The sequence below is a fragment of the Pseudomonas sp. PA1(2017) genome, from assembly GCF_001945375.1.
Classification (GTDB): Bacteria; Pseudomonadota; Gammaproteobacteria; order Pseudomonadales; family Pseudomonadaceae; genus Aquipseudomonas.
In genome coordinates this window covers 631759-657703 of sequence record NZ_MSXU01000009.1, presented here as the reverse complement: position 1 = coordinate 657703, position 25945 = coordinate 631759, and the positions used below count along the sequence as shown (strand labels likewise).

At 62.8% G+C, this 25945-nt stretch carries 26 protein-coding genes; 13 read left to right on the top strand and 13 right to left on the bottom strand.

Annotated elements, in window-relative coordinates:
• Positions 1 to 105 precede the first annotated feature (105 nt).
• A complete protein-coding gene (locus BVH01_RS10170; protein ID WP_075930206.1) occupies positions 106 to 567 on the top strand; it encodes a hypothetical protein in 462 nt (153 codons plus the stop codon).
• On the opposite strand, the gene BVH01_RS10165 is transcribed toward BVH01_RS10170, so the two are convergent.
• Positions 568 to 1455 (bottom strand): polyprenyl synthetase family protein, encoded by an 888-nt coding sequence (locus BVH01_RS10165; RefSeq protein ID WP_075930205.1) that lies wholly within the window; start codon positions 1453 to 1455, stop codon positions 568 to 570. It lies immediately after the preceding gene.
• 248 nt (positions 1456 to 1703) lie between these two features.
• Here BVH01_RS10165 and fni point away from each other — a divergent pair, with 248 nt between their 5' ends.
• Genes fni through crtB form a run of 5 tightly spaced genes read left to right on the top strand, consistent with a single transcriptional unit; the run spans position 1704 to position 7672 of the window.
• Positions 1704 to 2759: a type 2 isopentenyl-diphosphate Delta-isomerase gene (fni, locus tag BVH01_RS10160; RefSeq protein WP_075930204.1), complete on the top strand. Its 1056-nt coding sequence runs from the start codon at positions 1704 to 1706 to the stop codon at positions 2757 to 2759.
• Positions 2756 to 4027 carry a glycosyltransferase gene (locus BVH01_RS10155; RefSeq protein WP_075930203.1) on the top strand — a complete coding sequence of 424 codons (1272 nt, stop codon included), beginning with the start codon at positions 2756 to 2758 and terminating at the stop codon, positions 4025 to 4027. The genes fni and BVH01_RS10155 overlap by 4 nt, the downstream gene beginning before the upstream one ends.
• The gene (crtY, locus tag BVH01_RS10150) at positions 4024 to 5190 is read left to right on the top strand and encodes a lycopene beta-cyclase CrtY (RefSeq protein ID WP_075930202.1); all 1167 of its coding nucleotides are present in this window, start codon (positions 4024 to 4026) and stop codon (positions 5188 to 5190) included. Before BVH01_RS10155 ends, crtY begins: the two co-directional genes overlap by 4 nt.
• Complete coding sequence (locus tag BVH01_RS10145; RefSeq protein ID WP_075930201.1) at positions 5187 to 6677, top strand: phytoene desaturase; 1491 nt, start codon at positions 5187 to 5189, stop codon at positions 6675 to 6677. The genes crtY and BVH01_RS10145 overlap by 4 nt, the downstream gene beginning before the upstream one ends.
• Positions 6674 to 7672: a 15-cis-phytoene synthase CrtB gene (gene crtB, locus BVH01_RS10140; RefSeq protein ID WP_075930200.1), complete on the top strand. Its 999-nt coding sequence runs from the start codon at positions 6674 to 6676 to the stop codon at positions 7670 to 7672. Before BVH01_RS10145 ends, crtB begins: the two co-directional genes overlap by 4 nt.
• On the opposite strand, the gene BVH01_RS10135 is transcribed toward crtB, so the two are convergent.
• The 3 genes from BVH01_RS10135 to BVH01_RS10125 all read right to left on the bottom strand — a co-directional run bounded on the left by BVH01_RS10135 (position 7554) and on the right by BVH01_RS10125 (position 9725).
• The gene (locus BVH01_RS10135; RefSeq protein ID WP_075930199.1) at positions 7554 to 8090 is read right to left on the bottom strand and encodes a sterol desaturase family protein; all 537 of its coding nucleotides are present in this window, start codon (positions 8088 to 8090) and stop codon (positions 7554 to 7556) included. The genes crtB and BVH01_RS10135 overlap by 119 nt on opposite strands.
• Before the next feature lie 248 nt (positions 8091 to 8338).
• Entirely contained in the window at positions 8339 to 9175 is an 837-nt protein-coding gene (gene galU, locus BVH01_RS10130) for a UTP--glucose-1-phosphate uridylyltransferase GalU (RefSeq protein WP_075930198.1), read from the bottom strand.
• Between the two features lie 49 nt (positions 9176 to 9224).
• Positions 9225 to 9725 carry a CinA family protein gene (locus BVH01_RS10125; protein ID WP_075930197.1) on the bottom strand — a complete coding sequence of 167 codons (501 nt, stop codon included), beginning with the start codon at positions 9723 to 9725 and terminating at the stop codon, positions 9225 to 9227.
• Positions 9726 to 9888: 163 nt separating this feature from the next.
• On the opposite strand from BVH01_RS10125, the gene BVH01_RS10120 reads away from it, so the two are divergent.
• A complete protein-coding gene (locus tag BVH01_RS10120; RefSeq protein ID WP_083659454.1) occupies positions 9889 to 10326 on the top strand; it encodes a hypothetical protein in 438 nt (145 codons plus the stop codon).
• 85 nt (positions 10327 to 10411) lie between these two features.
• Complete coding sequence (gene ubiM, locus BVH01_RS10115; protein WP_075930196.1) at positions 10412 to 11587, top strand: 5-demethoxyubiquinol-8 5-hydroxylase UbiM; 1176 nt, start codon at positions 10412 to 10414, stop codon at positions 11585 to 11587.
• On the opposite strand, the gene cysW is transcribed toward ubiM, so the two are convergent.
• The 3 genes from cysW to cysP all read right to left on the bottom strand — a co-directional run bounded on the left by cysW (position 11588) and on the right by cysP (position 14573).
• Positions 11588 to 12418, bottom strand: coding sequence for a sulfate ABC transporter permease subunit CysW (gene cysW / locus BVH01_RS10110; protein WP_075930195.1), 831 nt, complete (start codon positions 12416 to 12418; stop codon positions 11588 to 11590). It lies immediately after the preceding gene.
• Entirely contained in the window at positions 12415 to 13263 is an 849-nt protein-coding gene (gene cysT / locus BVH01_RS10105) for a sulfate ABC transporter permease subunit CysT (RefSeq protein WP_013791498.1), read from the bottom strand. The genes cysW and cysT overlap by 4 nt, the downstream gene beginning before the upstream one ends.
• A gap of 296 nt (positions 13264 to 13559) precedes the next feature.
• On the bottom strand, positions 13560 to 14573 hold the full coding sequence (cysP, locus tag BVH01_RS10100; protein WP_075930194.1) for a thiosulfate ABC transporter substrate-binding protein CysP: 1014 nt from the start codon (positions 14571 to 14573) through the stop codon (positions 13560 to 13562).
• 399 nt (positions 14574 to 14972) lie between these two features.
• On the opposite strand from cysP, the gene BVH01_RS10095 reads away from it, so the two are divergent.
• Positions 14973 to 15869: a formate/nitrite transporter family protein gene (locus tag BVH01_RS10095; protein WP_075930193.1), complete on the top strand. Its 897-nt coding sequence runs from the start codon at positions 14973 to 14975 to the stop codon at positions 15867 to 15869.
• 216 nt (positions 15870 to 16085) lie between these two features.
• Here the strand turns inward: BVH01_RS10095 and BVH01_RS10090 are convergent, their stop codons facing one another.
• The 6 genes from BVH01_RS10090 to BVH01_RS10065 form a co-directional block, all read right to left on the bottom strand.
• A complete protein-coding gene (locus tag BVH01_RS10090) occupies positions 16086 to 17102 on the bottom strand; it encodes an ABC transporter substrate-binding protein (RefSeq protein WP_075930192.1) in 1017 nt (338 codons plus the stop codon).
• Between the two features lie 118 nt (positions 17103 to 17220).
• On the bottom strand, positions 17221 to 18087 hold the full coding sequence (locus tag BVH01_RS10085) for an ABC transporter permease (protein WP_075930191.1): 867 nt from the start codon (positions 18085 to 18087) through the stop codon (positions 17221 to 17223).
• A 13-nt stretch (positions 18088 to 18100) separates the two neighbouring features.
• Positions 18101 to 18964, bottom strand: coding sequence for an ABC transporter ATP-binding protein (locus tag BVH01_RS10080; protein ID WP_075930190.1), 864 nt, complete (start codon positions 18962 to 18964; stop codon positions 18101 to 18103).
• Between the two features lie 6 nt (positions 18965 to 18970).
• A complete protein-coding gene (locus BVH01_RS10075) occupies positions 18971 to 20014 on the bottom strand; it encodes an ABC transporter substrate-binding protein (RefSeq protein WP_075930189.1) in 1044 nt (347 codons plus the stop codon).
• Positions 20015 to 20228: 214 nt separating this feature from the next.
• Positions 20229 to 21122 (bottom strand): TauD/TfdA family dioxygenase, encoded by an 894-nt coding sequence (locus tag BVH01_RS10070; RefSeq protein ID WP_075930188.1) that lies wholly within the window; start codon positions 21120 to 21122, stop codon positions 20229 to 20231.
• A gap of 477 nt (positions 21123 to 21599) precedes the next feature.
• Positions 21600 to 22379: a MetQ/NlpA family ABC transporter substrate-binding protein gene (locus BVH01_RS10065; RefSeq protein ID WP_075930187.1), complete on the bottom strand. Its 780-nt coding sequence runs from the start codon at positions 22377 to 22379 to the stop codon at positions 21600 to 21602.
• Between the two features lie 219 nt (positions 22380 to 22598).
• Here BVH01_RS10065 and BVH01_RS10060 point away from each other — a divergent pair, with 219 nt between their 5' ends.
• From BVH01_RS10060 to tcyN, 4 genes are all read left to right on the top strand, one after another.
• The gene (locus tag BVH01_RS10060) at positions 22599 to 23597 is read left to right on the top strand and encodes a D-cysteine desulfhydrase (RefSeq protein WP_075930186.1); all 999 of its coding nucleotides are present in this window, start codon (positions 22599 to 22601) and stop codon (positions 23595 to 23597) included.
• Positions 23598 to 23701: 104 nt separating this feature from the next.
• Positions 23702 to 24499: a cystine ABC transporter substrate-binding protein gene (gene tcyJ, locus BVH01_RS10055; protein WP_075930185.1), complete on the top strand. Its 798-nt coding sequence runs from the start codon at positions 23702 to 23704 to the stop codon at positions 24497 to 24499.
• Positions 24496 to 25164, top strand: a complete 669-nt coding sequence (gene tcyL / locus BVH01_RS10050) for a cystine ABC transporter permease (protein WP_075930184.1) — start codon at positions 24496 to 24498, stop codon at positions 25162 to 25164. Before tcyJ ends, tcyL begins: the two co-directional genes overlap by 4 nt.
• 11 nt (positions 25165 to 25175) lie before the next feature.
• The gene (gene tcyN / locus BVH01_RS10045; RefSeq protein WP_075931000.1) at positions 25176 to 25937 is read left to right on the top strand and encodes an L-cystine ABC transporter ATP-binding protein TcyN; all 762 of its coding nucleotides are present in this window, start codon (positions 25176 to 25178) and stop codon (positions 25935 to 25937) included.
• Positions 25938 to 25945: the final 8 nt, after the last annotated feature.

The window sequence follows — 25945 nt, the reverse complement described above, 5'->3', positions numbered from 1 at the left end:
ATTGCCCGTGACGAGCGCCCTACCCCCGAATCGCACGCAAAATATTTGGCAAGGTTGGCTGCAGCGCTCTATTGTGCTGCGACTTTTTTCACCGAGCGGCTTGCCATGAAACGACTTTGCGTCCTGTTGTTCAGTGTTGTCTGTTCTTCTACCTGGGCGACCGATGCGCCTGCGCCGACACGCTGGACGCTGCTGGATCAATTCGAGAAGGCCTACACCCTGGACGACAACGCCCGTGTGGTGCTGGTGGCGCGCAGCATGTCCACCGCACGCCTGGTGAACGGCGCGCTGGAAGAGAAACCTGAGGGTTTTCTGGACGCTCGCCACGTGGTCTACGTGGCCGATATCGAGAAGATGCCGTCGCTGGCCAAGATGGTCGCGGTGCCGGCCATGCGTTCGGCCAAGTACCGCATCATGCTCGACCAGACCGGCCGGGTCGCCAGCCGCTACGACGGTGATCGCGATACCGTGCAGTGGCTGGAAGTGGAAGATGGCGCCGTGGTGCGCGAACAGCGTTTCAGCGATGCCGCGGCCCTGCAGGCAGCGCTCGAGGCGCTGCCCCAGTAATCAGCCGAACAGCATGCCGAGAAAGCGGCCGATGTAGACGTCGCCGCGATAGGCTTCATCCAGGCAGATGTGCGCCCGCGCCAGGTGGCCGTCGAGGCGCTCACGCACCTTCTGCTCACCGTGCAGGGCCAGGAGCGTCGATTTACCGTCGTCCTTGCCCTGATCCTTGTCGCTGTTGGGGTTGATGTCCTGCAGGTCATCGTAGAGCTGCACGGCGTGCCCCAACTCGATGGCGAAGCGCTGCAGCACCACCCGCATGGGCTTGGGCGCCTCGCTGATCAGATACGCCATGTCCATGATCGCGCTGAACAGCACCCCGGTCTTGAGGTTGTTGGTGGCGGCGATTTCCTCTTCGCTGCGCGCGTGCTTGCCGTCGCGCAGGTCCTGCAACTGCCCCTGCACCAACCCTTGGGAGCCGATGGTATTGGCGAGGATTTCCACCAGCTGGGTGCGCACCAGCGGGCGCAGCCCGTCGATCGACGCCACTACGCCAAAGGCCCGTGACAGCAGCGCCACGGCGGCGAGGATGGCGATGTCCTCACCGAACGTCAGGTGCACGGTGGGCCGGCCGCGGCGCAGCTGAGCGTTATCCATGCAGGGCATGTCGTCGAGAATCAGCGAGGCGGCATGCACCATCTCGATGGCGCAGGCCAGATCCAGCGCCTGGCGCTGGTTGGCACCCAGGCCATTGGCTGCGAGCAGCAACAGCAGCGGGCGCATGCGCTTGCCCGGCGCCAGGGCGCCATCGCGGATCGCCGCCGCGACCAGGTCGCGCTCGTTGCTGGCAGGCGGCAGCAACTCGTCGAGTCGATCATCGACGGCCGCGCGCAGCTGCATCAGGTGTTCGGTGAATCCGCTGTCGATCGTTGCAGTCGCATAGGCTGTCATCGTTCATTCTCTTCTTCTGTATGCCTCGGTACGCGAGCACGTATTACATGCCGAGGGTCACGACGTTGTACGATCCTGACATCTAAATCATCGTAGCCAAAGCCGATTTGTAATGTTGGAACGTCTAATGCCTGCGGTTGCCTGATAATCTGCCCGGCAGGGCCGGATGATATCGACATGCTATTCGATTATCCCGCTCTGCAAAGACCCTGTGCACACCAAAATGATTCCGGCGCAATGGAGCCTGCATGAATAATAGCGACCTCAGTCGGCGTAAGGATGATCATCTGGATATCGTTTTGGATCGACACAAGGCCGCTGCCAATATCAGCGCTGGTTGGTCGCAGGTGCAATTCGAACATTGCGCCCTCCCCGAGCTCGATCACGCGGCCATCGATCTGCGCACCTCGCTGCTGGGCATCGCGCTGCAGGCGCCGCTGCTGATCAGTTCCATGACCGGTGGTGCGGTGCGCTCCGAAGCCATCAACCGGCATCTCGCCGAAGCGGCCCAGGAACTGGGCATCGCCATGGGCGTCGGCTCCCAGCGCGTCAGCCTGCAAACCGGCAACGACCAGGGCCTGACTCGCGAACTGCGCCGCCTGGCCCCGGATATCGTGCTGCTGTCCAATATCGGTGCTGCCCAGTTGCTGGAGGCCGACGGCCTCGACCTGGCGCGCCGCGCGGTCGATGCCTTGCAGGCCAATGGCCTGATCATTCACCTGAATCCCCTGCAGGAAGCGGTGCAGGCCGAGGGCGATCGTGACTGGCGCGGTGTGCTGACGCAGATCGCCCGGGTGGTCGACAGCCTGGAGGTGCCGGTGATCGTCAAGGAAGTCGGCGCTGGCCTGTCGGCCACGGTGGCGCGCTCGCTGGCCGAGGCCGGCGTGCAGGTCATCGACGTGGCCGGTGCCGGCGGCACCAGTTGGGCGGCAGTGGAAGGCGAGCGGGCGGCCAACGCTGCGGACCGCGCCGTGGCCATGGCTTTCGCCGACTGGGGCATCCCCACCGCCTCCGCCGTACAGGCGATACGCAATGCATTACCGGATGTTGCACTGATTGCCTCCGGTGGCGTGCGTGACGGCGTGGATGCCGCCAAGGCCATTCGCCTGGGCGCCGATATCGTCGGCCAGGCGGCTGGCGCACTGCCCGGTGCCACGCTGTCGACCGAGGCGGTGATCGAGCACTTCCAGATCGTCATCCGCCAACTGCGCACCGCCTGCTTCTGCACCGGCTCGGCCAACCTGGCTGCACTGCGCCAGGCGCCGCTGCTGCCAAACGGCCCCTTGCGAACGACTCAAGCATGACCCACTTCGCCGTTGTCGCACCGCCTTACTACAGTCACTTCCAGGCCCTGCAAGCCCTCGCCGTCGAGCTGATCGGGCGCGGCCACCGGGTAACCTTCGTTCATCAGTCCGATGCCGCCCATTGGCTCAGCGACCCGCGCGTGGCCTTTCGCTCGGTGGGCGCCAACAGTCACCCGCCGGGCAGCCTGGAACGCACCCTGCACCAGGCCGCCCATCCCGATACGCCCTGGGGCCTTCGGCGCATCATCAAGCAGATGGGCGCGACCACCGCCATGCTCTGCAATGAGCTGCCCCAGGCCCTGGCCGACAACGGTGTGGATGCCCTGCTCTGTGACCAGATGGAGCCGGCCGGCGGGCTGGTCGCGGAGAGCCTGGGCCTGCCCTTCATATCGGTGGCCTGCGCGCTGCCGGTCAACCGTGAGCCGGGCCTGCCCCTGCCGGTGATGCCCTTCGCCTACGGCACCGACGAGCGCAGCCAGCACATGTACCGCGGCAGCACCCAGGTGTACGACTGGCTGATGAAGCCGCTGGCCAAGGTGATCCATTCGGCGGCGCTGCGCCTTGGCGTAGCGCCGCGCACAGCCTTGCACGAGTGCCTGTCGCCCCTGGCGCAGATCAGCCAGACCCTGGCCGGATTCGATTTCCCGCGCAGCCAGTTGCCGGCACATTTCCATGCGGTCGGCCCGCTGCGTAGCGCGGTCGCACCCCATCAGGGTGAATGGCCCATCGATGACGCGCGTCCGTTCCTGTTCGCCAGCCTGGGCACCCTGCAGGGCGACCGCTTCAAATTGTTCGAACGCATCGCCAACGCCAGTCGGCGCCTCGACGCTCAACTGCTGATCGCTCACTGCGGCAAGCTCGATGCGGCCCAGGAGCGCCGCCTGATAGACGGCGGCGCCACCTGGGTCACCGACTTCGCACCGCAACAATGGGTGCTGGAACGGGCCGACGCGGTGATCACCCACGGCGGCCTGAACACCGTGATGGATGCCATCGTCGCGCGTACGCCAATGCTGGTGATGCCGATCGCCTTCGACCAGCCGGGCGTCGCGGCGCGAGTGGCGCACCGTGGTGTCGGCACCCAGTTGAGCCGACGTGCCAGCGCGGCCCGTATCGAAGCGGCGTTGCGCGAATTGCTCGCGCGACCGCTGCCGGGCTTCGATGCGCTGATCGATGAGTTGCAGCGGGCCGGCGGCGTAACCCGGGCCGCCGATATCGTCGAGGCTGCCGTGGTCAGCCATGCCACCGCACAGGCGCACACCCTATGAGCCATGACCTGATTCTCGCCGGCGGCGGCCTCGCCAACGGTCTGATCGCCTGGCGCCTTCAGCAGCAGCGCCCGGAATTGAACGTGCTGTGCATCGAGGAACGAGCCAGCCTGGGCGGTAACCACACCTGGTCGTTCCATGACGGCGACCTGAGCGAAGCCCAGCACCGCTGGCTGGAGCCACTGGTGGTCAAACGCTGGCCCAGCTACCAGGTGCAGTTCCCCTATCTGTCGCGGGCCCTGAACAGCGGCTATGCGAGCATCACCGGCGAACGTTTCGCCGAGGTGCTGACCCCGGCGCTGGGCGACGGGCTGCGGCTCGGCTGCCGCATCACCGAAATCAGCCCGACTCACGTCACCCTGGAAAGCGGCGAGCGTCTGGAGGCACGCGCGGTCATCGACGGGCGCGGTGCACGCCCCAGTAGCAATCTGGTACTCGGCCAGCAGGCGTTCGTCGGCCAGGTGCTGCGCCTGGAGCGGCCCCACGGCCTGACCGCGCCGATCATCATGGACGCCCGAGTGCCCCAGGGCGATGGCTACCGGTTCGTCTACGTGCTGCCTTTTTCCGCCGACACGCTGCTGATCGAAGACACCCACTACGTCGACCAGCACCGCGCCACGACCGAACAGCTTCGCGAGCACATCGCGGCCTATGCGCAGCAGCATGGCTGGCAGGTGGCCGAGTGCCTGCGCGAGGAACAGGGCGTGCTGCCGATCACCCTGGCCGGCGATTTCGACGCTTTCTGGGACGAGGCCGCCGGCCAGCCGCAGTCGGGCCTGCGCGCCGGGCTATTCCACTGCACCACCGGTTATTCTCTGCCCCATGCCGTGCGCCTGGCCGAGTGGCTGGTGAACTATCGATTGCAAGATGCCGCCACCCTGGCCCGCGACCTGCGCGAGCACGCCCGTGGCGAATGGCGCAACCAGGGCTTCTATCGCCTGCTCAATCGCATGCTGTTCCTGGCCGGTCGGCCGCAGGATCGCTGGCAGGTGATGCAACGTTTCTACGGCTTGCCAGCCGGGTTGATCGAGCGTTTCTACGCCGCCAGTAACCCCTGGTACGACCGCGCACGAATTCTCATCGGCAAACCGCCGGTCCCCGTTGATCAAGCCATGCGGGCAGCCCTGCGCCACTCGCCCCGGCATTTCGAGACGCGTTCATGAACCAAGCGAAAACAGCCATCGTCATCGGCGCGGGTTTCGGCGGGCTGGCCCTGGCCATCCGCCTGCAGAGCGCAGGCGTGCAGACCACCTTGCTGGAGAAGCGTGACCAGCCCGGCGGCCGTGCCTACGTCTATCGTGACCAGGGCTTCACCTTCGATGCCGGCCCAACGGTGATCACCGACCCGAGCGCCATCGAGGAGTTGTACGCCCTGAGCGGTCGCAAGCTCGCCGACTACGTCGAGATGCTGCCGGTCACCCCGTTCTATCGGCTGTGCTGGGAAGACGGTACGCAGTTCGACTATGCCAACGATCAGGCCGAGCTGGACCGCCAGATCGCCGCCCTGAACCCGGCGGACGTGGCCGGTTACCAGCGTTTTCTCGCCTACTCCAAGGCCGTGTTCAAGGAAGGCTACCTGAAGCTCGGCGCGGTGCCATTCCTGTCGGTTGGCGACATGCTCAAGGTCGGCCCGCAATTGGCACGCCTGCAGGCGTGGCGCAGCGTCTATTCGATGGTGTCGAGCTTCGTCGAGCACGACAAACTGCGCCAGGCGTTCTCCTTTCACTCGCTGCTGGTGGGCGGCAACCCGTTCGCCACCTCGTCGATCTACACCTTGATCCACGCCCTGGAGCGCGAATGGGGCGTGTGGTTTCCCAAGGGCGGCACCGGCGCACTGGTGCAGGGTATGGTCAAGCTGTTCGAGGACCTGGGCGGCCAGCTGGAACTCAATGCCGACGTGGCGGCCATCGACACATCTGGCGATCGCGCCACTGGCGTGCGCCTGCAGGACGGGCGTCATTTCAAGGCCGACAGTGTGGCATCCAACGGCGATGTAGTGCATACCTACGACAAGCTGCTGGCCGGCCACCCGCGTGGGCGCCAGGAAGGCAAACGCCTGAAGGGCAAACGCTTCAGCAACTCGCTGTTCGTGATCCATTTCGGCCTCAAGCGCCCACAGCCCCAGTTGCAACACCACACGGTGTGCTTCGGGCCGCGCTATCGCGAGCTGATCGAGGAGATCTTCAAGGGCCAGACCCTGGCCGAGGATTTCTCACTCTATCTGCATGCGCCCTGCGTGACCGACCCGAGCCTGGCGCCCGAGGGCTGCTCCAGCCATTACGTGCTGTCGCCGGTGCCGCACCTGGGCAACGCGCCCATCGACTGGAGCGTGGAAGGCCCGCGCTACCGGGATCGCATCCTCGCCTACCTCGAAGAGCACTACATGCCGGGGCTGCGTGAGGACCTGGTGACCTGCCGGATCTTCACCCCGGACGACTTCCGCGACGAACTCCACGCCTATCAGGGCTCGGCCTTCTCGCTGGAGCCAGTGCTGCAGCAGAGCGCCTGGTTCCGCCCGCACAACCGTGATGCCCAACTGAATAACGTTTATCTGGTAGGCGCCGGCACCCATCCGGGCGCAGGGGTACCCGGCGTGATCGGTTCGGCCAAGGCCACCGCCAGCCTGATGCTCGAGGATCTGCAACCATGACCGGCACGCCGCAGGACGACGCGCTGATCGAGCATGCCAACCAGAGCATCGCCGTCGGCTCGAAGAGTTTCGCCGCTGCCTCCAAACTGTTCGACGAGCCGACCCGGCGCGGTGCGGTGATGCTCTACGCCTGGTGCCGCCATTGCGACGACGTGATCGACGGGCAGGAAGCCGGCCACGATGCCGTCTCCATCAGCCGTGAAGAGGCCGAGCGACGCCTGGCGCATCTCAAGGCGCAGACCCACGCGGTCTATGCCGGCGCCGCGCTGGACGACCCGGCATTCGCCGCCTTTCGCCAGGTGGTGACGGCCCACGACATCCCCCAGCAACACGCCCTCGAGCACCTGGCCGGCTTCGAGATGGATGTGCTGGAGCGCCGCTACCTGAGCATCGATGACACCCTCGAGTACTGCTATCACGTCGCGGGCGTGGTGGGCCTGATGATGGCGCGGGTGATGGGCACGCGTGACGAGGCGACACTGGATCGCGCCTGCGACCTGGGCCTGGCGTTCCAGCTGACCAATATCGCCCGCGACATCATCGACGACGCCGCCGTGGGCCGCTGCTACCTGCCCGAGCAATGGCTGGAGGAATATCAGGTGCCCCGTGACCGGGTAGCAGACATTCACCACCGCCCGGCGGTGGCGGTGCTCGGCCAGCGTCTGGTCGAACTGGCCGAACCCTACTATGCCAGCGCTCAGGCAGGACTGAGCGCCCTGCCCTGGCGCTCGGCCTGGGCGGTGGCGACGGCAGCGGTGGTTTATCGGCAAATCGGCATGAAGGTGCTGGAAGCTGGCGATCACGCCTGGGACGAACGTATTTCCACCTCCAAGGCGGAGAAGATCGGCGCGGTGGCGATCGGCCTGTGGCAGGCGATCACGAGCCGTTTCGCGCGCTGGCCGGCTCGCTCCGCTGGGCTGTGGCAACGTCCCCGTCCGTCTTGCGCAACGGACCATCGTGCATTGCCCGCAGCTGTGCCTTCAGACGCGCCGTAGTCGGCGCGTAGAGAAAGCCGAACGACACGCAGCGCTCCTTGCCTTCGACCGCGTGATGCATCAGATGCGCCTGATAAAGGCGCTTGAGATAACCGCTGCGCGGCACGAAGCGAAACGGCCAGCGGTGATGCACCAGGCCGTCGTGCACGACGAAATACAGAAAACCGTAAGCGGTCATGCCCGCGCCGATCCACTCCAGCGGGTGCCAACCCTGGGTGCCCAGGGCAATCAGCACGATGGCCAGCCCGGCGAACACCGCCGCGTACAGGTCGTTCTTCTCGAACCAGCCTTCGCGCGGTTCGTGATGGGAGCGATGCCAGCCCCAGCCCCAACCGTGCATCACGTACTTGTGGGCGAGATAGGCCACGCCTTCCATTGCGGTCAGGGTGGCGAGAAAAACCAGTGCATTGATGATCATCGGGTACCGGTGCGCGAGAGCTGAAAAGGTGAACGGACCGTTTTCCACCGTGCGGCTCGAATCGTTGCACGGCGGGCACTGCTATCGACCCCGTGGGCAATCATCCGATCCATCTGTTTGAGGCGTCGGGCGGCAGAGTCGTCTGCGATTGTATCCGCAGATGGTGATCACCGTGTGGCCCAGGTCAACAAAGTGCAGGCAATAAAAAACCGGGCGCATGGCCCGGTTTTCTCGATCACGGTCGCGGATCAGCCGCGGCCTTCACGGTAGAGGTGCTCGAAGCAGAAGTTGGTTGCCTCGATGTAGCCCTCGGCGCCACCGCAGTCGAAACGCTGCCCCTTGAACTTGTAAGCCAGCACGCAACCGTCCTGCGCCTGTTTCATCAGCGCGTCGGTGATCTGGATTTCACCACCTTTACCTGGCTCGGTGTCCTTGATCAGGTCGAAGATGTCCGGGGTCAGGATGTAGCGACCGATGATCGCCAAGTTCGACGGCGCGTCTTCGGCCTTGGGTTTCTCGACCATGTGGCTGACACGGAAGATATCGTCACGGATGGTTTCGCCGGCGATCACGCCGTACTTGTGGATCTCGTCCATCGGCACTTCCTGCACCGCCACGATCGAGCAGCGGAACTGGTTGTACAGCTTGACCATCTGGGTCAGTACGCCGTCACCGCCGACGTTCAGGCACAGGTCATCGGCCAGTACCACGGCGAACGGCTCGTCACCGATCAACGGACGACCACTGAGAATGGCGTGGCCCAGGCCCTTCATCTCCACCTGACGGGTGTAGGAGAAGGTGCAGTTTTCGATCAGACGACGGATGCCGACCAGGTACTTTTCCTTGTCGGTGTTGCGGATCTGGTGCTCGAGTTCGTAGCTGATGTCGAAGTGGTCTTCCAGCGAGCGCTTACCGCGACCGGTGACCATGGCGATCTCGTTCAGGCCTGCATCGAGCGCTTCCTCGACGCCATACTGGATCAGCGGCGTGTTGACCACCGGCAGCATTTCCTTGGGCATGGCCTTGGTCGCCGGAAGGAAGCGTGTGCCGTAACCGGCGGCAGGGAACAGGCATTTCTTGATCATGTGTTTTCCTTGAATGGTCAATGTTGCTCAAGTCGCTGAAGCGTCCGCGTCAGGAGGTCTGACGCAGCCGTTCGTAGTAATAAGGCAGTCGCAGCAAGGCATGGCGTGCGGCGGCCGCACGTCGTTCGTTGTTGTCTCCGGGAAAGGTCACGGTCTCGCTGGTCACCCCCTGGTGTTCGGCCAGGCGTGTGGCGCAGGCGAAGCACATGGCGCCGTCGTAGACCTGCTGACCGCGCTTGTCGTCGGCGGTCGGGGCGCCGGTGATGGCCAGGATGATGTCGGCGCTGCTGGTCATCAGCACGCCCAGGGCCATCTCGCGCGCCACCTCTTCGCTGTTCATGCCGAAGGTCTCGATGGTCTCCGGCTTTACGCCCAGGGAGGACTGCATCGCGCGTTTGGAATACACCACGAAGCCGCTCTCGAGCACGCCGTCACAACCCGGCACCGCAGCCACCGTGGCGGCCAGCAGACCGGCCGTGGCCGACTCCGCCGTGCTCAGCACCAGGTTGTACTTTTCCAGGAAATGAACCGCCTGCTCGATGTTTTGCATGCCCGCGAATGTCTCCTAACCAATTGTTACCGTGTGTCTATGGCAGTGGTCGGGGGCTACAAGTTCCGAAGCATTTGCCAGCGACCGCTGATCGTGCCGGCTGAACTCCCCAGGCAGGCTGGTTTTCCCAGCCTGGAGAACCGAAGAACCGAGGGGACGACAAGTGAATACGCTGCGTAAACCGCAAGAAACCCATGGGCTGCATGATGTCAGTGACGACTCGCCGCGCCAGGCGTTCATCCAGGCGCTGAGCGAGAAGGCGCGCCCGCTGTTCGAGGAAGCGGCCAGCTACGCACGCAATCATGATCTCGACGTGGTGGTCGACCTGGTGCTGGAGCATGACAAGCCGCGCCTGATCCTGGCGGTCAGCCGCCCCGGCGAGGACACCGTGAGCAGCTACAGCCTGGTCGCCAACCTGGCCGCGCAGCGCATGCTTCACGAGGAGTTCTACGCCGACAGTGGCGACATCCATCGCCAGGAATCGCTGCTCGCCTCGATCAACGAAAAGGTCATCGATACCCGCCTGGCCAACTTCTTTCGCAAGGGCTTTGCGCTGCCGATGGACTACATCAACGAGCGGCACCCCATCGGTTTTTGGTAAACCGCTGGATTGACTGATCCTGAGCAAGGCTTGCCGGTACGTGCTGACCTAGGCTCCGGTCTGGTCTTTGACAGGAGAAACGGCCATGAAAGCCGATGTCGTCATCGTGGGCGCCGGGCCTGCGGGGTTGTGTCTGGCGCGTTCGTTATCGGGCCATGGCCTGTCGATCCGCATCATCGAGCGTCAGCCCGAGGCGGAACTGACTGCCCCGCCGTTCGACGGCCGTGAGATCGCGCTGACGCACGCCTCGCAACGAATCCTCGAAGACCTGGGTCTGTGGCGGCGATTCTGCGCCAAAGAGATCGCTCCGTTGCGCGACGCCCAGGTGCTCAACGGCCCTTCGCTCTATGCCTTGCGCATTGCCGCTGCGGCGGTTGGCAAGGAGCGCCTTGGCTGCCTGGTGCCCAACCAGGCGATTCGCCGGGCCGCCTATGATGCGGTGAGCGAATGCCCAGACGTCGAACTGTTCTGCGAGCGTACGATCAGCGAGCTGAGCTGCTCGGCTGAAAGTGTCGCCCTGCGTTTGAGCGACGGCACCGCCGTGGACGCACGCCTGATCGTCGCAGCCGACAGCCGCTTTTCCGAAACCCGCAGGCGCCTCGGAATCGGCGCGCGCATGGAGGACTTCGGCAAGACCATGCTGGTATGCCGCATGGCCCACGAGCGCAACCATGAGCAAGTGGCCTGGGAGTGGTTCGGCTACGGGCAGACCCTTGCACTGCTACCGTTGAATGGCAACTGCGCCTCGGCGGTACTGACCCTCGAGCCCACGGAAATGAATCAGGTGATAGGCCTCGATGGCCAGGCCTTCGCTCGCGAGATGGAGCGGCGCTTCGACCGCCGCCTGGGGCGCATGGAGCTGATTGGCGAGCGCATCACCTACCCGCTGGTGGGCGTGTATGCCGAGCGCTTCGCCGGGTTGCGCAGTGCCTTGGTGGGCGACGCCGCAGTGGGCATGCACCCGGTCACGGCACATGGTTTCAACTTCGGGCTGCAAAGCCAGAAGCGCCTGGCCGATACCCTGCTCGGCGCATTGCGCCAGGGCCGGGACATCGGTGAGCCAGGCGTCCTGCAGCGCTACGCCGGTGCCCAGCAGCGAGCCAGCTGGCCGCTCTACCAGGCCACCAGCCTGCTGGTGCGGCTGTACACCGATGATCGCGTCCCTACCCGCCTGCTGCGCAATGCAGGCCTGCGCCTGGCGCAGAATATGCCGCCGTTCAAGGCCGCACTGGCCCGGCACCTGACCCAGCTTGCGCGCTAGTTAGCTGTCGGCGGCGCGCTGCATATTCACCCGCTGCCGCCATTCCATATAGGTCTTCAGCAACAAGGTGATCAACGCCATGCAAGCCAACAAGGCAGCCGCAGTGAAGGCCGCCACCGGCTTGTAGTCGTTGTTGAGCTGGTCGACCAGCAACGGCAGCGTCAGGGTCTGGTTGAGAATGGTGCCGGAGACCACCGACACCGCACCGAACTCGCCAACGGCCCGCGCATTGGTGACCACCACGCCATACAGCAGCGCCCACTTGATGTTCGGCAGCGTGATGTGGCGGAAGATCTGCCAGCCATTGGCGCCCAGACACAGCGCCGAGGTTTCCTCGTCATTGCCCTGGGACTGCATCACCGGAATCAGGATGCGCGCCACGTACGGAGCGGTGACGAACACCGTGACCATGACGATCCCCGGCCAGGCGAACATCAGTTGCATGTCGTTATCGTAGAACCACTGGCCCAGGGCGCTTTCCAGCCCGTAGACGACCAGATAGCAGAGGCCGGCGACTACCGGCGACACCGCATAGGGAATGTCCACCAGGGTGGTGAGCAGCTTGCGGCCGCGGAAATCGTAGTGGGTCACGCACCAGGCCAGCAGAATGCCGAAGCACAGGTTCAGCGGCACGGTGAGCGCGGCGACCAGCAGAGTCAGGCCGATGGCGTGCTGCATGTAATCCTGGGACAGGTTGTCGACCAGCATCGCCCAGCCACCGCTGAGCGCCCGGGTGAAAATCAGCGCCAGGGGCACCAGCAGCATCAGCGCGACCGCGCCGAGGCCCAGGCCGATGAGCAACCATTGGTGCCAGTGTTGGGGCTTCTTCATCGGCCTTGCCTCTGCCATTTGAACAGTCGGCCCTGCACCACCTGCAGGCTGAACAGCAGGAACAGCGACGCCAACAGAATCACCGAGGCGATCGCCGCCGCTGCCGGGTAGTTGAATTCCTGCAGGCGCACGAAAATCATCAGCGACGACACTTCGGTCTTATAGGGAATGTTGCCGGCGATCATGATCACCGCGCCGAACTCACCCAGGCTGCGCACGAAGGCCTGCGACGCACCGGTGATCAGCGCAGGCAGCAAGCTCGGCAGCACCACGTAGGCGAAGCTCTGCCATTTCTTGGCGCCCAGGGTGCGCGCGGCTTCCTCGTACTCGCTGCCCAGGCTCTGCAGCACCGGCTGCACGGTGCGCACCACGAATGGCAGGCTGGTGAACACCATGGCGATCAGCAGGCCCGGGTAGGCATAGGCGATCTTGATGCCCGCAGCCTCGAAGTACTGGCCGAGCCAACCGCCGGGCACCAGCAAGGTCGCCAGGGTCAAACCGGCCACCGAGGTCGGTAGCGCGAACGGCAGGTCCACCAGGGCATCGACCAGACGGCGGCCCGGAAAGTCGTAACGGGTGATGATCCAAGCGATCAGCAAACCGATCAGCAGCACGATCACGGTCGAGTAGAAGGCGCCGCTGATGGTCACCTTGTAACTCTGCACTACACGCGGATCGCTGATCGCCTGCCAGTACTGCGCCCAGCTCATGTCGCTGACGTACAGCAACAGGGCGGACAGCGGAAACAGAATGACCAGCGACAGGTAGAAGACGCTGAAACCGAAGCTCAGGCCAAAGCCCGGCAGCAGCGGATTCTGCAGAAAGAAAACGGGGGTCTTGCTCACTCGGAAATCCTTGAATGCACAAACCGCCGGAAGTCGGCGGTTTGTGGAATACGGCTGATGCGGCTCAATAATCAGGGTGGTTCGCCGCTCACGGCCCGCAGTAGGCCCCTACTTCTTCTGTCGCGGTAACGTCCTCGGCACGACTGCAAGGCGGCGTTGCGAGAGCGGACACCTGTAGGGTGGACGACGCTTCATCCGTCCACCACTCCGCGATCGCAACGGTGGATGAAAAGAGCGTCATCCACCCTACGTAGCGACCGCTTTTGCCTTATCGCCGTCGGTCGACTGCAAGCCGATTAGCGGCCTTCGGCCAGAAGCTGGTCAAGAATACCATTGCCATCGAAGTGCTTGGCAGTGATCTCGTCCCAGGTGCCCAGCACGTCGGTCGGGTTGATCAGACGAAGATCCTGGAACTGGCCGGCGGTCTCGGCGGCCACTTCCTTGTCCTGCACGCGATAGTGGTAGGTGGTCAGCAGCTTCTGGATGTCTTTGCTGTACTGGAAGTCCAGGTAGGCCTTGGCCACGTCACGGGTGCCCTTCTCGTCCACCACCTTGTCGACGATGGCGACCGGGAATTCGGCCAGCACGCTCACTGGCGGCACGATCACCTCGAACTCGCCGGACTTGAATTCCTCACCCTTGGCGATGTTCACCACTTCCGATTCGAAGCTCAGCAGCACGTCGCCCTGCCCGTTCTGGGCGAAGGCCACGGTGGCGCCACGGCCGCCGGTGGGGAAGTTCTCGACATTGCGCAGCACCTTGCCGACAAACTCCTTGATCTTCGCTTCATCCCCCTTGAACGCTTCGTTGGCGTACAGCCAGGCGCCCAGGTAGCTGTAGCGGGCGTTGCCGGAGGTTTTCGGGTTGGGGAACACCAGCTTCACGTCGGAACGGGCCAGGTCGTCCCAGTTCTTGATGCCCTTGGGGTTGCCCTTGCGCACCAGGAATGCGGTGGTGCTGTAGTACGGCGAGCTGTGGTTGGGGAACTGCTCGGCCCAGTCCTTACGCACCAGGCCGCGTTTGGCGAGGATGTCCACGTCGGTGACCTGGTTGAAGGTCACGGTGTCGACCTTCTTGCCCTGGATGATGTCCTGAGCCTGGCGCGACGTGCCGGCGAACGACTGGTCGATCTTCAGATCCTTGCCGGTCTCGGCCTTCCAGTGAGCCTGAAACTTGGGATTGATCTCGGCGAACAGCTCACGGGCGACATCGTAGGAGGCGTTCAGAATCGGCTTGTCCGCCGCCGATGCGACAGCGCTGCCAAGCAGCGACGTGGTGACGGCAGTCGCCAGCAGGATTTTCTTCAGCATGATCCAGGGTTTCCTTACGAGGGGGCAGATAAGGGCGGCAGTCTGCCTGATGGCCTTATGCCTTAAAAGAACCCTTTTATCATAATCATATTCCACTACGCACTGAGGTCTGTTGACGTTTAACGCACGGCTGCGCCGTAGCCCATCCTGCCGCGAGGCAAGGACGCCTTCATGACGGCAGAACGACGCCGGGCGCCGCAGGTCTGAATCCTCAGAGCCTGTTCAAAGTCTAGCGAGCTAGAGCAATGCAAGGCGAAAACAGGCGAGGACGCGGAGTTTACGAGCTGTAAATGAGCAGTCCGAGCCTGTTTTTAACGCCGCAGTGCCGACGCACAGCAGACTTTGAACAGGTTCTTAGACAGACGGGCCTCCGTCGTTTCACCCATGAAGGTAACCGGTATGCAAGAACAAGCAGACGGCAAGACACCCGGCCTGTCAGCCGAAGAAGAGCGCGAGATCGATGAGAAGCTGCCGCCGCGGGCGGCGGTGTTGCATGAGACCATCAGGATCCAGGGCGACCATGAGCTGGAACGCAGCATCGCAGCATTATGGTGGTCGGCGCTGGCCGCCGGGCTGACCATGGGCCTGTCGCTGATGGCCATGGGTTTGTTCCGCTCTCGGTTGGGGCCCAGCGATGAAAGTCATGTGATCGCCAGCCTCGGTTATTCGGCGGGCTTTCTGGCGGTGATCCTCGCCCGTCAGCAACTGTTTACGGAAAACACCCTGACCGCCGTGCTGCCGGTGATGAGCAAGCTGACCCTGAACAATTTCGGGCGACTATTGCGTCTCTGGGGCGTGGTGCTATGCGGGAACCTGGCCGGCACTTTGCTGGTGGCGTGGGTGATGCTGCGCCTGCCGATTTTCGATACCCAGACCGACCTGGCATTTCTGGAAATCGGCCGCAAGGTGATGGAAAACGACGTGTCCAAGATGCTTGCCAAAGGCATCATCTCGGGCTGGATGATCGCCACCATGGTGTGGATGATCGCCTCGATGGAAAGCGCCAAGATCGCCATTATCGTGCTGATCACTTACCTCATGGCACTGGGTGACTTCACCCATATCGTGGTCGGCTCGGTAGAGGTGTCTTATCTGGTGTATGCCGGTGAAGTGAGCTGGGGCGATTTCTGGCTGGTGTTTGCGGGGCCTACCCTGGCCGGCAATATCATCGGCGGCAGCTTTATCTTTGCCCTGCTCAGCCATGCCCAGATCCGCAGCGAGCGTGACGTGATTGCCAAGCGCGAGCGCGACAAGCACAAGTTGCTGGAGGAGTTGCGCCGCAATCGCAAGGACTGACTGTACAAGATCGCCAGAGGCCTCAAGGCCTCGGTGGCCGCTCGACCCTTCGAAGGCGTCGCACTGATGCCGACGCGCACCAGCAACGCCTTGGCAACGTCAGTGACGCGTTCGTCAGCAGAGCGCTGTTGCCATTCGATATCACGCGTCAATCGAGTCGCTACGCTTTCAGAAGTCAAGCGCCCAATAGCAGGGCACTATCCAGTTCAACGCGGATCAGCTACCCGGATTGGCGTAGGCTTCCTCGAAGAAGTAATCCTTCCAGGAGCTTGCCTTGTTCTTCAGCACGCCCAGTTCGTGCAACTTCTCGGCGTAGATGAAGGTGCGCTGCGGCGACACGGTGAAGTCGTTTTCCGGGTCCTCGATGATTTTCCTCACGAACTCCAGCGGCAACTTGGAGTTCTCCACGCGAATGTAGGTCTCGGCCGCAGCGGCCTTGTCGGCCTTGATGATCTGCGAGGCCTCGACCAGCGCGTCGTAGAAAGCCTTGTAGGTCTTCGGATTGGCGTCGTGGAATTTCTCGGTGGCGTAGAGCACGTTGAAGGTGGCCTGGCCACCGAGGATGTCGTAGCTGCTGATCAGCTTGTGCACCTTGGGGTTTTCCAGCGCCTGGTACTGGAATGGCGGGCTGGAGAAATGCGCGGTGATTTCCGAGCCGCCCTTGGTCAGTGCCGCGGTGGCATCCGGGTGCGGCAAGCTGACGGAAATCTTGTCGAAACGCTGGAAGTCGGCATTGCCGTAACGCTTGGCGGTTTCGATCTGCAGGGTGCGCGACTGGAAGCCAACGCCGGCGGCCGGCACCGCGATACGGTCCTTCTCACCGAGATCGTCGAGAGTCTTCACTTCATCGCGATTACTCAGCAGATAATTGGGCAGAGAGCCCAGCGAAGCCACGGCCTTGACGTTCTGCCGGCCATGGGTGCGGTCCCACACGGTGAGCATCGGCGGCACGCCAGCCGAGACCACGTCGATGGCACCGGCCAGCAGCGCCTCGTTCATCGCGGTGGCGCCGGAGATGGTCCGCCACTCGACGTCGATCTTGTCCAGGCCCTGGGCCTTGGCATGCTTCTCGATCAGTTGCTGGTCCTTGACCACGTGCAGCACCAGGTAACCGATGCCGAACTGCTGGGCGATGCTGATCTTGCCTTCGGCATGAGCGGCCAGCGGAGTCGCCAAGGCGCCGAGCAAGCCCAGTGCGGTGGCCAGGCGGCCGAATTTGAACGTGTTGGTCATGGTCGTTTCTCGTTATGTGATCAGTAAGTTGGTTACGTAGGGTGGATGACGCTCTTTTCATCCACCATTGCGATTGCGACACGGTGAATCGGTGAAGCGTGATCCACCCTACTGGGCCCTAGCGCTGCATCCCCCAGCGCTTGACGGTCACCCGCTCGATGCTGGCGAAGATCAGATTCTCCACCAGCAGGCCGATCAGGATTACCGCCACCAACCCGGCGAACACCTTGTCGGTGTAAAGCTCGTTACGGTTCTGGAAGATGTACCAGCCCAGGCCGCCCTTGCCGCTGGAGGCGCCGAACACCAGCTCGGCGGCGATCAGGGTGCGCCAGGCGAAGGCCCAGCCGATCTTCAGCCCTGAGAGGATCGATGGCAGCGCCGCCGGGATCAGGATGAACAGCACGAAGCGCAGGCCCTTGAGGCCGTAGTTGCGCCCGGCCATGCGCTGGGTCTCGGAAACGCCGAGAAAACCGGCGTAGGTGTTCAGCGCCAGGGCCCAGAGCACCGAGTGCACCAGCACGAAGATCAGGCTGTTCTCGCCCAGCCCGAACCACAGCAGCGACAGTGGCAGCAGCGCGATGGCCGGTAGCGGGTTGAACATCGAGGTCAGTGTCGACAAGAGGTCGCGGCCGAGCTGGGTCGACACCGCCAGGCTGGTCAGCAGAAAGGCCAGAACGATGCCGATCAGGTAACCCTTGACCAGCACCGATAGCGAGATCGCCACCTTCTCCAGCAACTCGCCGGTGCCAATGCCCTCGATGAATGCCCTGGCCGTCTGCAGGAAGCTGGGCAGCAGCAGGTCGTTGGCCTGGTAGCGGGCAGCCGCCTCCCAGATCACTGCCAGGGCCAGCAGAATCAGCGATTTGCGCAACCAGCCCTGTTGCCACAGGCGCTGACCGAGCGACAGCTCGCGCTCCAGCTTGAGGCCGGGCAGCGGCTGCAGGGGAATTTCGTATTCCTCACGCCGTGCGGGTGAAAGACTCATGATGGAACGCTCCTCAGTAGGCGATGCGGATATCCTGGAAACCCAGCTCGGCAGCGGCGCCGCCGTCGACGTCTTCGTCGAACAGCAGGCGGTGAATCCGCTGCGCGGTGTGTTGGAAACCCACACCACCGAGGCTGTGCAGGTCGAACTGGTGGCTGTTGATTTCCGCCCGCACGCGGCCCGGATGTGGCGACAGCAGCAGGATGCGATTGCCGACGATCAGCGCCTCTTCGATGGAGTGAGTGACGAACAGCAGGGTGAAGCGCACCTCTTCCCACAGCTCCAACAACTCCTCCTGCATCTTGCGGCGGGTCAGCGCGTCGAGGGCGGCGAAAGGCTCGTCCATCAGCAGAATCTTCGGCTGCATGGCCAGCGCCCGGGCAATCGCTACCCTCGCCTTCATGCCGCCGGACAGGGTGTGCGGGTAGGCATCGGCGAAAGCGGCCAGCCCGACCTTCTCCAGGTAATGCAGAGCGCGCTCCTCGGCCTCTTTACGACCCAGGGTGCGTGAGGCCAGCAGCGGAAACATGACGTTCTGCTTGACCGTCTTCCACGGCGGCAACTGATCGAACTCCTGGAATACCACGATGCGGTCCGGGCCCGGTTCGTGTACCAGGGCACCGTCGAGGCGGATGCTGCCGGCGACCGGTTCGATGAAACCGGCCACCGCCTTGAGCAAAGTGGATTTACCGCAGCCGGAGGGGCCGAGCAGCACGAAGCGATCGGCACGATCCACTGCGAAGCTGACTTCGTGGGTGGCGCGCACCACGCGCTGCGGGGTGCGGTACTCGAGGCTGACCTTGTCCACCTGGAGAACGGTGTCGAAGGCGCCTGGATTCAGCGTGCTGGCCGTGTGGCCTTGCAGAGGGGCATTCATGGGTTATCAGCTTCCCTGACCGATGGCGGCGTCTTCGAAGAAGTAGTCCTGCCAGCTGGCCGGTTTGTGTTTGATGGCGCCGACGCGGTGCAGGAAGTCGGCCAGCGGGTAGGTATTGGTGGGGGTGACGGTGAACTGGAACTGCTCGTTGTCGATGATCTTCAGCAGTTCTTCGCGACTGATCTTGGCGCCGGTGACGCGAATGTAGGTATCCGCCGCGGCGCCTTTGTCCTTCTGGGCGAAATCCGCTGCTTCGGCCAGGGCGCCGACGAAGGCCTTGTAGGTCTTGGGATTGTCGCTACGAAATTTCTCTGTGGCGTACAGCACCGTCGGCGAGTTCGGGCCGAGCAACTCGTAGGTATCGAGCACCACGTGCACGTCGGGGTTTTCGAGGGCCTGGTTCTGGAACGGCGGGTTGGAGAAGTGCCCGGTCAGTTCGGTGCCGCCGGTTTTCAGGGACGCCGTGGCATCCGGGTGCGGCAGCGCCACCGTGTACTTGTCGAGGCGGTCGAATTCCTTATCGCCCCACTGCTTGGCGGCGGCGTATTGCAGGAAGCGAGATTGCACCGACACGCCCACCGCCGGAACGGCGATGCGATCCTTCTCAGTGAAGTCGGCGATGGTCTTGACCTTGGGGTTGTTGCTCAGCAGGTAGTACGGGAAGTTGCCCAGCGAGGCCACGCCCTTGACGTTTTGTTTGCCCTGGGTGCGATCCCAGACCGTCAGCAGCGGTCCGATGCCGGCGCCGGCGATATCGATGGCGCCGGAAAGCAGCGCATCGTTGACCGCCGAGCCACCGGACAGCTGCTGCCAGTCGACCTTGATATCCAGCCCCTCGGCCTTGCCATGCTTCTCGATCAATTGCTGATCACGTACCACGTTGAGGAGCAGGTAAACGATACCGAACTGCTCGGCGATACGGATCTGCCCTTCGGCATGAGCGACTTGCGGCGCCGTCAGGCTGCCTGCCAGCAGGCTCAGACTCAGGACGATGCCGCCGGTCAACCGGGCAAAACGTGGAACGAAGGGAAAGCGCTTACCTGCCGACATGTCGAGGCTCCAGTCAAAAAGTGCAGAAATGGGGTGTGGCGGGCTATCGCGTAAAAGGTCGTTGAAAAACGTAGGCGAGGCAGCCAGCGCAAGGCCGATGGCGGCCCCGAAAAAACAGGTGAGAAAGCGAGTACATGAGCATTTTGATTGGACTCGCATCCAAGCCTGTTTTTAACGCTGCGATGGCAACGCAGGTAGTTTTCCGGCGGCCTTTTTAAAACGGTACGTCGCCCTGGATGGTGGTGCGGTGCATGCGCCGCCGCAGATGACTCGGGCAGCCCGTGGCCAGGTGGATCAGTGCGCGGTTGTCCCAGAACACCATGTCGCCGTCTTGCCACTGATGGCGGTAGATGAATTCCGGTTTGGCGCTGTGGGCATACAGCTCGGCGAGAATCTGCCGGCTTTCGTCCTCGGGCACATCGAGAATGTGGGTGGTGAAGTTCTCGTTGACGAACAGGCCCCGGCGCCCGGTTTCCGGGTGGGTGCGCACCACCGGATGAATCACGGCCTTGACCTCGGCCAGTTGCGCCTCGGTAAGCGTTGGGCGGCGAATGCCGGCGAACACCTCATCGGCGTAACGAGCGGTATAGGAATGGGCAGCGCGCTTGCCGTCGATGGCCTGGCGCAGCTCGACCGGTAGCGTCTCGAAGGCCAGCTGTTGGCTGGCGAACAGGGTATCGCCGCCCTCCTCCGGCAGCTCCTGGGCGTAGAGCATGGAGCCCAGGCTGGGAAACTCCTTGTAGGAGAGATCCGAGTGCCAGAACTTGCCGGCATCGCCCAGGCCGATCGGCTGCCCGTTCTCCTTGATGTTGGAGATGATGAAGATTTCCGGGTGGCCTTCCAGCAAGAACTGCTTGAGCACGTGGATCTGCAATACGCCGAAGCGGCGGCTGAAATCGATCTGCTGCTGTGGCGTGATGCGTTGATCGCGGAACACCACGACGTTGTAGTCGAGGTGCGCCTGATGAGCGCGGGCGAAATCGGTGTCGTTCAGCGGGCGGCTGAGGTCGAGGCCGACGATCTCGGCACCGACTGCAGCGGAAAAGGGGCGTACTTCAAAATTCTGCGTTGGCTGGTGATTGGCAGAACTCAACGACACGGCGGGCATTTGCGCAACTCCACACGGTAAGGGCGCCAATGGGGCGCATCTCAGAAGCAGGTGTTCGGCACCTGTATTCAGTCGTGCGGCGCGCCGGTTAGCCAGCGGGTACGCATGGGTGAACTATATCGATATAAAAAAATTAATTTAAATACCTTTTTAGCATTTGCTTATGGCGATCCGCATTCGCCTGAACAAAAGAAAACGCCGACAGGGTTCAGCCCTGTCGGCGTTTGGTACAGCAGCTGTGAGCTTTAGAGCTCGCTTACGATCTTTCGGCTTTGATTGAGAGGTGGCAGGAGCGGTCGTTATCCGATCCATTGTGGGAGCCGCGACCTCGCGGCGATTCGTTCAGGCACCGCCGGATAGGCAGTCAGGCTGCAATCGTTTCGCCCCGAGGTCGGGGCTCCCACAGGTTGGTTTGAGTGGCCGCTTCTGCCTTGTAGCCGCCTCTTCATGTCGCCGAAAAAGATCGCGGACAGATCCTTAGAACGCAGGCACCACGGCGCCCGAGTACTTCTTCTCGATGAAGGCTTTCACGTCCGGGCTGGTCAGCGCATCGGCGAGCTTCTTGATGGACTCGCTGTTCTGGTTATCCGGGCGAGCAACCAGGTAGTTCACGTACGGCGAATCCTTGTTCTCCAGTACCAGCGCATCCTTGTTCGGGTTGAGTTTGGCTTCCAGCGCGTAGTTGGTGTTGATCAGTGCCAGGTCGACCTGATCCAGCACGCGCGGCAGCATGGCCGCTTCGAGCTGCTTGAACTTGAAGTTGTGCGGGTTGGTGGCCAGATCCTTTGGGGTGGCCTGGATGTTGGCAGGATCCTTCAGGGTCAGCAGGCCGGCATGCTGCAGCAACTGCAGGGCACGACCGCTGTTGCTCGCTTCGTTGGGGATGGCGATGGTGGCGCCATCGGGCAGCTCATCGAGGCTCTTGTACTTGCGCGAGTAGCCGCCGAAGGGCTCGACGTGCACGCCCTTGACGATCACCAGGTGGGTGCCGCGGCTTTCGTTGAAGCTGTCCAGGTACGGCTTGGTCTGGAAGTAGTTGGCATCGAGTTGCTTCTGCTCGACCTGCAGGTTGGGCTGCACGTAATCGGTGAACACCTTGATCTCGAGGTCGACGCCCTGCTCCGCCAGCTTGGGCTTGATCAGCTCGAGGATTTCAGCGTGAGGAACCGGCGTCGCGGCCACAGTGAGTTTCTCCGCGGCGAATGCCTGGGTAGTCAGGACAGAGGCCAATGCAGCCAACAGAAGCGTTTTTTTCATGTTTATTCTCGGTAGTTGCCGTTGGATCGACAGCGGCATGGGATGATTGGCCGGGCCGGATAGGGTCGGCGCGCTGACAATACGGCCCTCAGTTATACGTGGAAAATACTTTTAATTCATTCTCATATTTCTTATCAGAATAAGCAGGGCCGGCGCACTTGTTGTGTTTCGGGCGGTCACTTCTAAAGTGAAGACACCCCCCATTGCGGATTGACGAACATGATCAGCGAAGCCCTGAACCGTTTCGAGCGCCTGGAACTGGTTCCCCATGCCACCCCGCTGCAACATCTGCTGCGCCTGTCGCACCATGTGGGCCGCGATATCTATGTCAAACGCGATGACCTGACCCTGTTCGCCCTGGGCGGCAACAAGGCCCGCAAACTGGAATACTTGGGATCCGACGCGCTGGCCCAACAGGCCGATACGCTGATCACTGCGGGCGCCATCCAATCCAATCACGTGCGCCAGACCGCCGCGCTGGCCGCCAAGCTGGGCCTGGCCTGCGTGGCCCTGCTGGAAAACCCTATCGATACGCAGGAGCAGAACTACCTGCACAACGGCAACCGCCTGCTACTGGATCTGTTCGGCACACGCGTCGAGCACGTCGATAACCTCGAGGAGCCGGATCTGATGCTGATGGCCAAGGCCGACCGCCTGCGTGCCACCGGCAAGAAACCTTACGTGATTCCGATCGGCGGCTCGAATGCACTTGGTACCCTGGGCTATGTCAAGGCAGGGCTGGAGTTCGCCGAGCAGGTCGCGGCCAAGGGTCTCGACAGCGGCACCCTGATGCTGGCCTCGGGAAGCGGAGCGACCCATGCGGGTTTGGCGCTGGCCCTGGCCCACGTGCTGCCCGAATGGCGCGTGCTTGGCATCACCGTATCGCGCCCCGCCGATCTGCAACGCCCCAAGGTAATGGGCCTGGTGCAACGCACCGCAGAGCTACTGGGCGTCAACGTGCCGCAAGCGCTGACCATCGAGCTGTGGGACGAGTACTACGGGCCGCGTTATGGCGAGCCGAACACCGGTACGCTTGATGCCATCCGTCTGCTGGCGAGCAGCCAGGGCCTGCTGCTCGACCCGGTCTATACCGGCAAGGCGTTCGCAGGCTTGCTCGACGGGGTGCAGAAAGGTGCGTTCGAGGAAGGCGAGCCGATCGTGTTCCTGCATACCGGCGGCGCGCCGGCGCTGTTCGCGTATCAGTCCTTGACTCTCTGAACGGCATATACAAATAATTTTTTATTATTTTCTCGACTACCCAGGCAACCGTAGAGTGCCGCGTCCCAACCGCACCTAACAAAACAAACCATCGAGGCTCGATCATGATAATCGCCACCCTGCGTCGACATTTCCTTATTGGCAGCCTCGGTCTGGCGCTGTTCGCCGGCTTCGGTGGCCAGGCTTACGCAGCCGATGACCTACAGAAGATCAAGGACAGCGGCAGCATCAAGGTGGGCCTGGAAGGCACTTATCCGCCTTTCAACTTCCAGGACGAAAGCGGCAAGCTCGCCGGCTTCGAAGTGGATCTGGCCAACGCATTGGCCAAAGAGCTGGGTGTGACCGCGAGCTTCCAGCCGACCAAATGGGACGGCATTCTCGCCTCCCTTGAATCGGGCCGCATCGATGTGGTGATCAACCAGGTCACCATCTCCGACGAGCGCAAGAAAAAGTACGATTTTTCCACGCCCTACACCGTCTCGGGCATCCAGGCCCTGACCCGCAAGAGCGAAGCGGACAGCGTGAAAACCGCCGCGGACCTGGCCGGCAAGAAAGTCGGTGTGGGCCTGGGCACTAACTACGAGCAGTGGCTGAAAGAGAACGTGCCGCAGGCCGACATCCGTACCTACGACGATGATCCGACCAAGTTCCAGGACCTCAACGTGGGCCGCATCGACGTCGTACTGGTCGACCGCCTGGCCGCGTTCGAGATGGTTGCCAAGACCGGTGAGCGCATGGCCGTTGCCGGTGACGCGTTCTCCCGTCAGGAGTCGGGGATCGCGATGCGCAAAGGCAACCCGGAACTGCTCGCAGCCATCGACAAGGCCCTTGCCAAGCTGCGCAGCGACGGCACCCTGAAGCAACTCTCCGAGAAATGGTTCAAGGCTGACGTCACTCAATGATGCCGGACACCTTCCAGCTGGTGCTGGACTCCCTGCCCTTTCTCCTCAAGGGCGCGATTTGGACCATCGTTCTGAGCCTTGGCGGCATGTTCTTCGGCATGCTGCTGGGCTTCGGCCTTGCCCTGGTGAGGCTCTATGCCATCGCCCCACTGGGCTGGCTGGCCAGGGTCTACATTTCGTTCTTCCGCGGTACGCCGCTGCTGGTGCAACTGTTCGTCATCTACTTCGGGCTACCTGAACTGGGGCTGCAACTCGAGCCCCTGACCGCGGCACTGATCGGTTTCTCCCTGAACATGGCGGCCTATGTCGCCGAGATCATGCGGGCGGCCATCGCCTCCATCGACCGTGGCCAGTGGGAAGCAGCTGCCAGCATCGGCATGAGCAAGAGCCAGACGATGCTGCGCACCATTCTACCGCAAGCGATGCGTACGGCCCTGCCACCGCTGGGCAACAGCTTCATCTCACTGGTCAAGGACACCGCCCTGGCGGCCACCATCCAGGTGCCGGAGCTGTTCCGGCAGGCCCAGTTGATCACCGCGCGCACTTATGAGGTATTCGCCATGTACCTGGCGGCAACGGTGATCTACTGGATTCTCTCCAGCCTGCTCGCCCACTTGCAGAACCGCCTGGAAGCACGCGTCAACCGTCACGAGGCGGACAACTGATGGCTTCGAGCATGATCACCGTTCGCAACCTGAGCAAATCCTTCAAAGGCCAGACCGTACTCAAGGGTATCGACCTGGATATCGCCCCCGGCGAGGTCGTTGCCATCATCGGCCCCAGCGGCTCGGGCAAGACTACCCTGCTGCGCTGTCTCAACCTGCTGGAAACGCCCGATGGCGGCAGCATTCGCGTCGGCGACATCGAAATCGATGCCAGCAAACCGATCGGCCAACAACAGGGGCTGATCCGCAAGCTGCGCCAACACGTGGGTTTCGTGTTCCAGAACTTCAACCTGTTTCCCCACCGCAGCGCCCTGGAGAACGTCATCGAAGGTCCCGTTGTGGTCAGGAAGCAGCCGCGCGACAAGGCCATTGAACTGGGCAGGCAACTACTGGCCAAGGTCGGCCTGGCCGGCAAGGAAGACGCCTACCCCAAACGCCTGTCCGGCGGCCAGCAACAGCGGGTGGCCATCGCCCGGGCGCTGGCCATGGAGCCGGACGTGATCCTGTTCGACGAACCCACCTCGGCGCTGGACCCGGAACTGGTCGGCGAAGTGCTGGCGACCATCCGCGCCCTGGCCGAAGAGAATCGCACGCTGGTGATCGTCACCCACGAGATGAGTTTCGCCCGTGACGTGGCCAACCGTGCCATCTTCATCGACGGCGGCGTGATCGTCGAACAGGGCGACGCCCGCGAACTGTTCAGCGCACCTAAACAGGCACGCACCCAGCAGTTTCTCAGCAAGTTTCTCGGTAACGACACCGCACATTCCTGACCTGCGCC

Bases quoted from the DNA above. Each gene is read 5' to 3' on its own strand.
- BVH01_RS10165 (WP_075930205.1), bottom strand. From the start codon at position 1,455: ATGACAGCCTATGCGACTGCAACGATCGACAGCGGATTCACCGAACAC.
- tcyJ (WP_075930185.1), top strand. From the start codon at position 23,702: ATGATAATCGCCACCCTGCGTCGACATTTCCTTATTGGCAGCCTCGGT.
- crtB (WP_075930200.1), top strand. From the start codon at position 6,674: ATGACCGGCACGCCGCAGGACGACGCGCTGATCGAGCATGCCAACCAG.
- galU (WP_075930198.1), bottom strand. From the start codon at position 9,175: ATGATCAAGAAATGCCTGTTCCCTGCCGCCGGTTACGGCACACGCTTC.
- fni (WP_075930204.1), top strand. From the start codon at position 1,704: ATGAATAATAGCGACCTCAGTCGGCGTAAGGATGATCATCTGGATATC.
- BVH01_RS10075 (WP_075930189.1), bottom strand. From the start codon at position 20,014: ATGTCGGCAGGTAAGCGCTTTCCCTTCGTTCCACGTTTTGCCCGGTTG.
- BVH01_RS10090 (WP_075930192.1), bottom strand. From the start codon at position 17,102: ATGACCAACACGTTCAAATTCGGCCGCCTGGCCACCGCACTGGGCTTG.
- BVH01_RS10085 (WP_075930191.1), bottom strand. From the start codon at position 18,087: ATGAGTCTTTCACCCGCACGGCGTGAGGAATACGAAATTCCCCTGCAG.
- BVH01_RS10060 (WP_075930186.1), top strand. From the start codon at position 22,599: ATGATCAGCGAAGCCCTGAACCGTTTCGAGCGCCTGGAACTGGTTCCC.
- BVH01_RS10095 (WP_075930193.1), top strand. From the start codon at position 14,973: ATGCAAGAACAAGCAGACGGCAAGACACCCGGCCTGTCAGCCGAAGAA.
- BVH01_RS10145 (WP_075930201.1), top strand. From the start codon at position 5,187: ATGAACCAAGCGAAAACAGCCATCGTCATCGGCGCGGGTTTCGGCGGG.
- BVH01_RS10170 (WP_075930206.1), top strand. From the start codon at position 106: ATGAAACGACTTTGCGTCCTGTTGTTCAGTGTTGTCTGTTCTTCTACC.
- BVH01_RS10070 (WP_075930188.1), bottom strand. From the start codon at position 21,122: ATGCCCGCCGTGTCGTTGAGTTCTGCCAATCACCAGCCAACGCAGAAT.
- BVH01_RS10065 (WP_075930187.1), bottom strand. From the start codon at position 22,379: ATGAAAAAAACGCTTCTGTTGGCTGCATTGGCCTCTGTCCTGACTACC.
- tcyL (WP_075930184.1), top strand. From the start codon at position 24,496: ATGATGCCGGACACCTTCCAGCTGGTGCTGGACTCCCTGCCCTTTCTC.
- BVH01_RS10080 (WP_075930190.1), bottom strand. From the start codon at position 18,964: ATGAATGCCCCTCTGCAAGGCCACACGGCCAGCACGCTGAATCCAGGC.
- cysW (WP_075930195.1), bottom strand. From the start codon at position 12,418: ATGAAGAAGCCCCAACACTGGCACCAATGGTTGCTCATCGGCCTGGGC.
- BVH01_RS10135 (WP_075930199.1), bottom strand. From the start codon at position 8,090: ATGATCATCAATGCACTGGTTTTTCTCGCCACCCTGACCGCAATGGAA.
- cysP (WP_075930194.1), bottom strand. From the start codon at position 14,573: ATGCTGAAGAAAATCCTGCTGGCGACTGCCGTCACCACGTCGCTGCTT.
- BVH01_RS10155 (WP_075930203.1), top strand. From the start codon at position 2,756: ATGACCCACTTCGCCGTTGTCGCACCGCCTTACTACAGTCACTTCCAG.
- crtY (WP_075930202.1), top strand. From the start codon at position 4,024: ATGAGCCATGACCTGATTCTCGCCGGCGGCGGCCTCGCCAACGGTCTG.
- BVH01_RS10125 (WP_075930197.1), bottom strand. From the start codon at position 9,725: ATGCAAAACATCGAGCAGGCGGTTCATTTCCTGGAAAAGTACAACCTG.
- ubiM (WP_075930196.1), top strand. From the start codon at position 10,412: ATGAAAGCCGATGTCGTCATCGTGGGCGCCGGGCCTGCGGGGTTGTGT.
- tcyN (WP_075931000.1), top strand. From the start codon at position 25,176: ATGATCACCGTTCGCAACCTGAGCAAATCCTTCAAAGGCCAGACCGTA.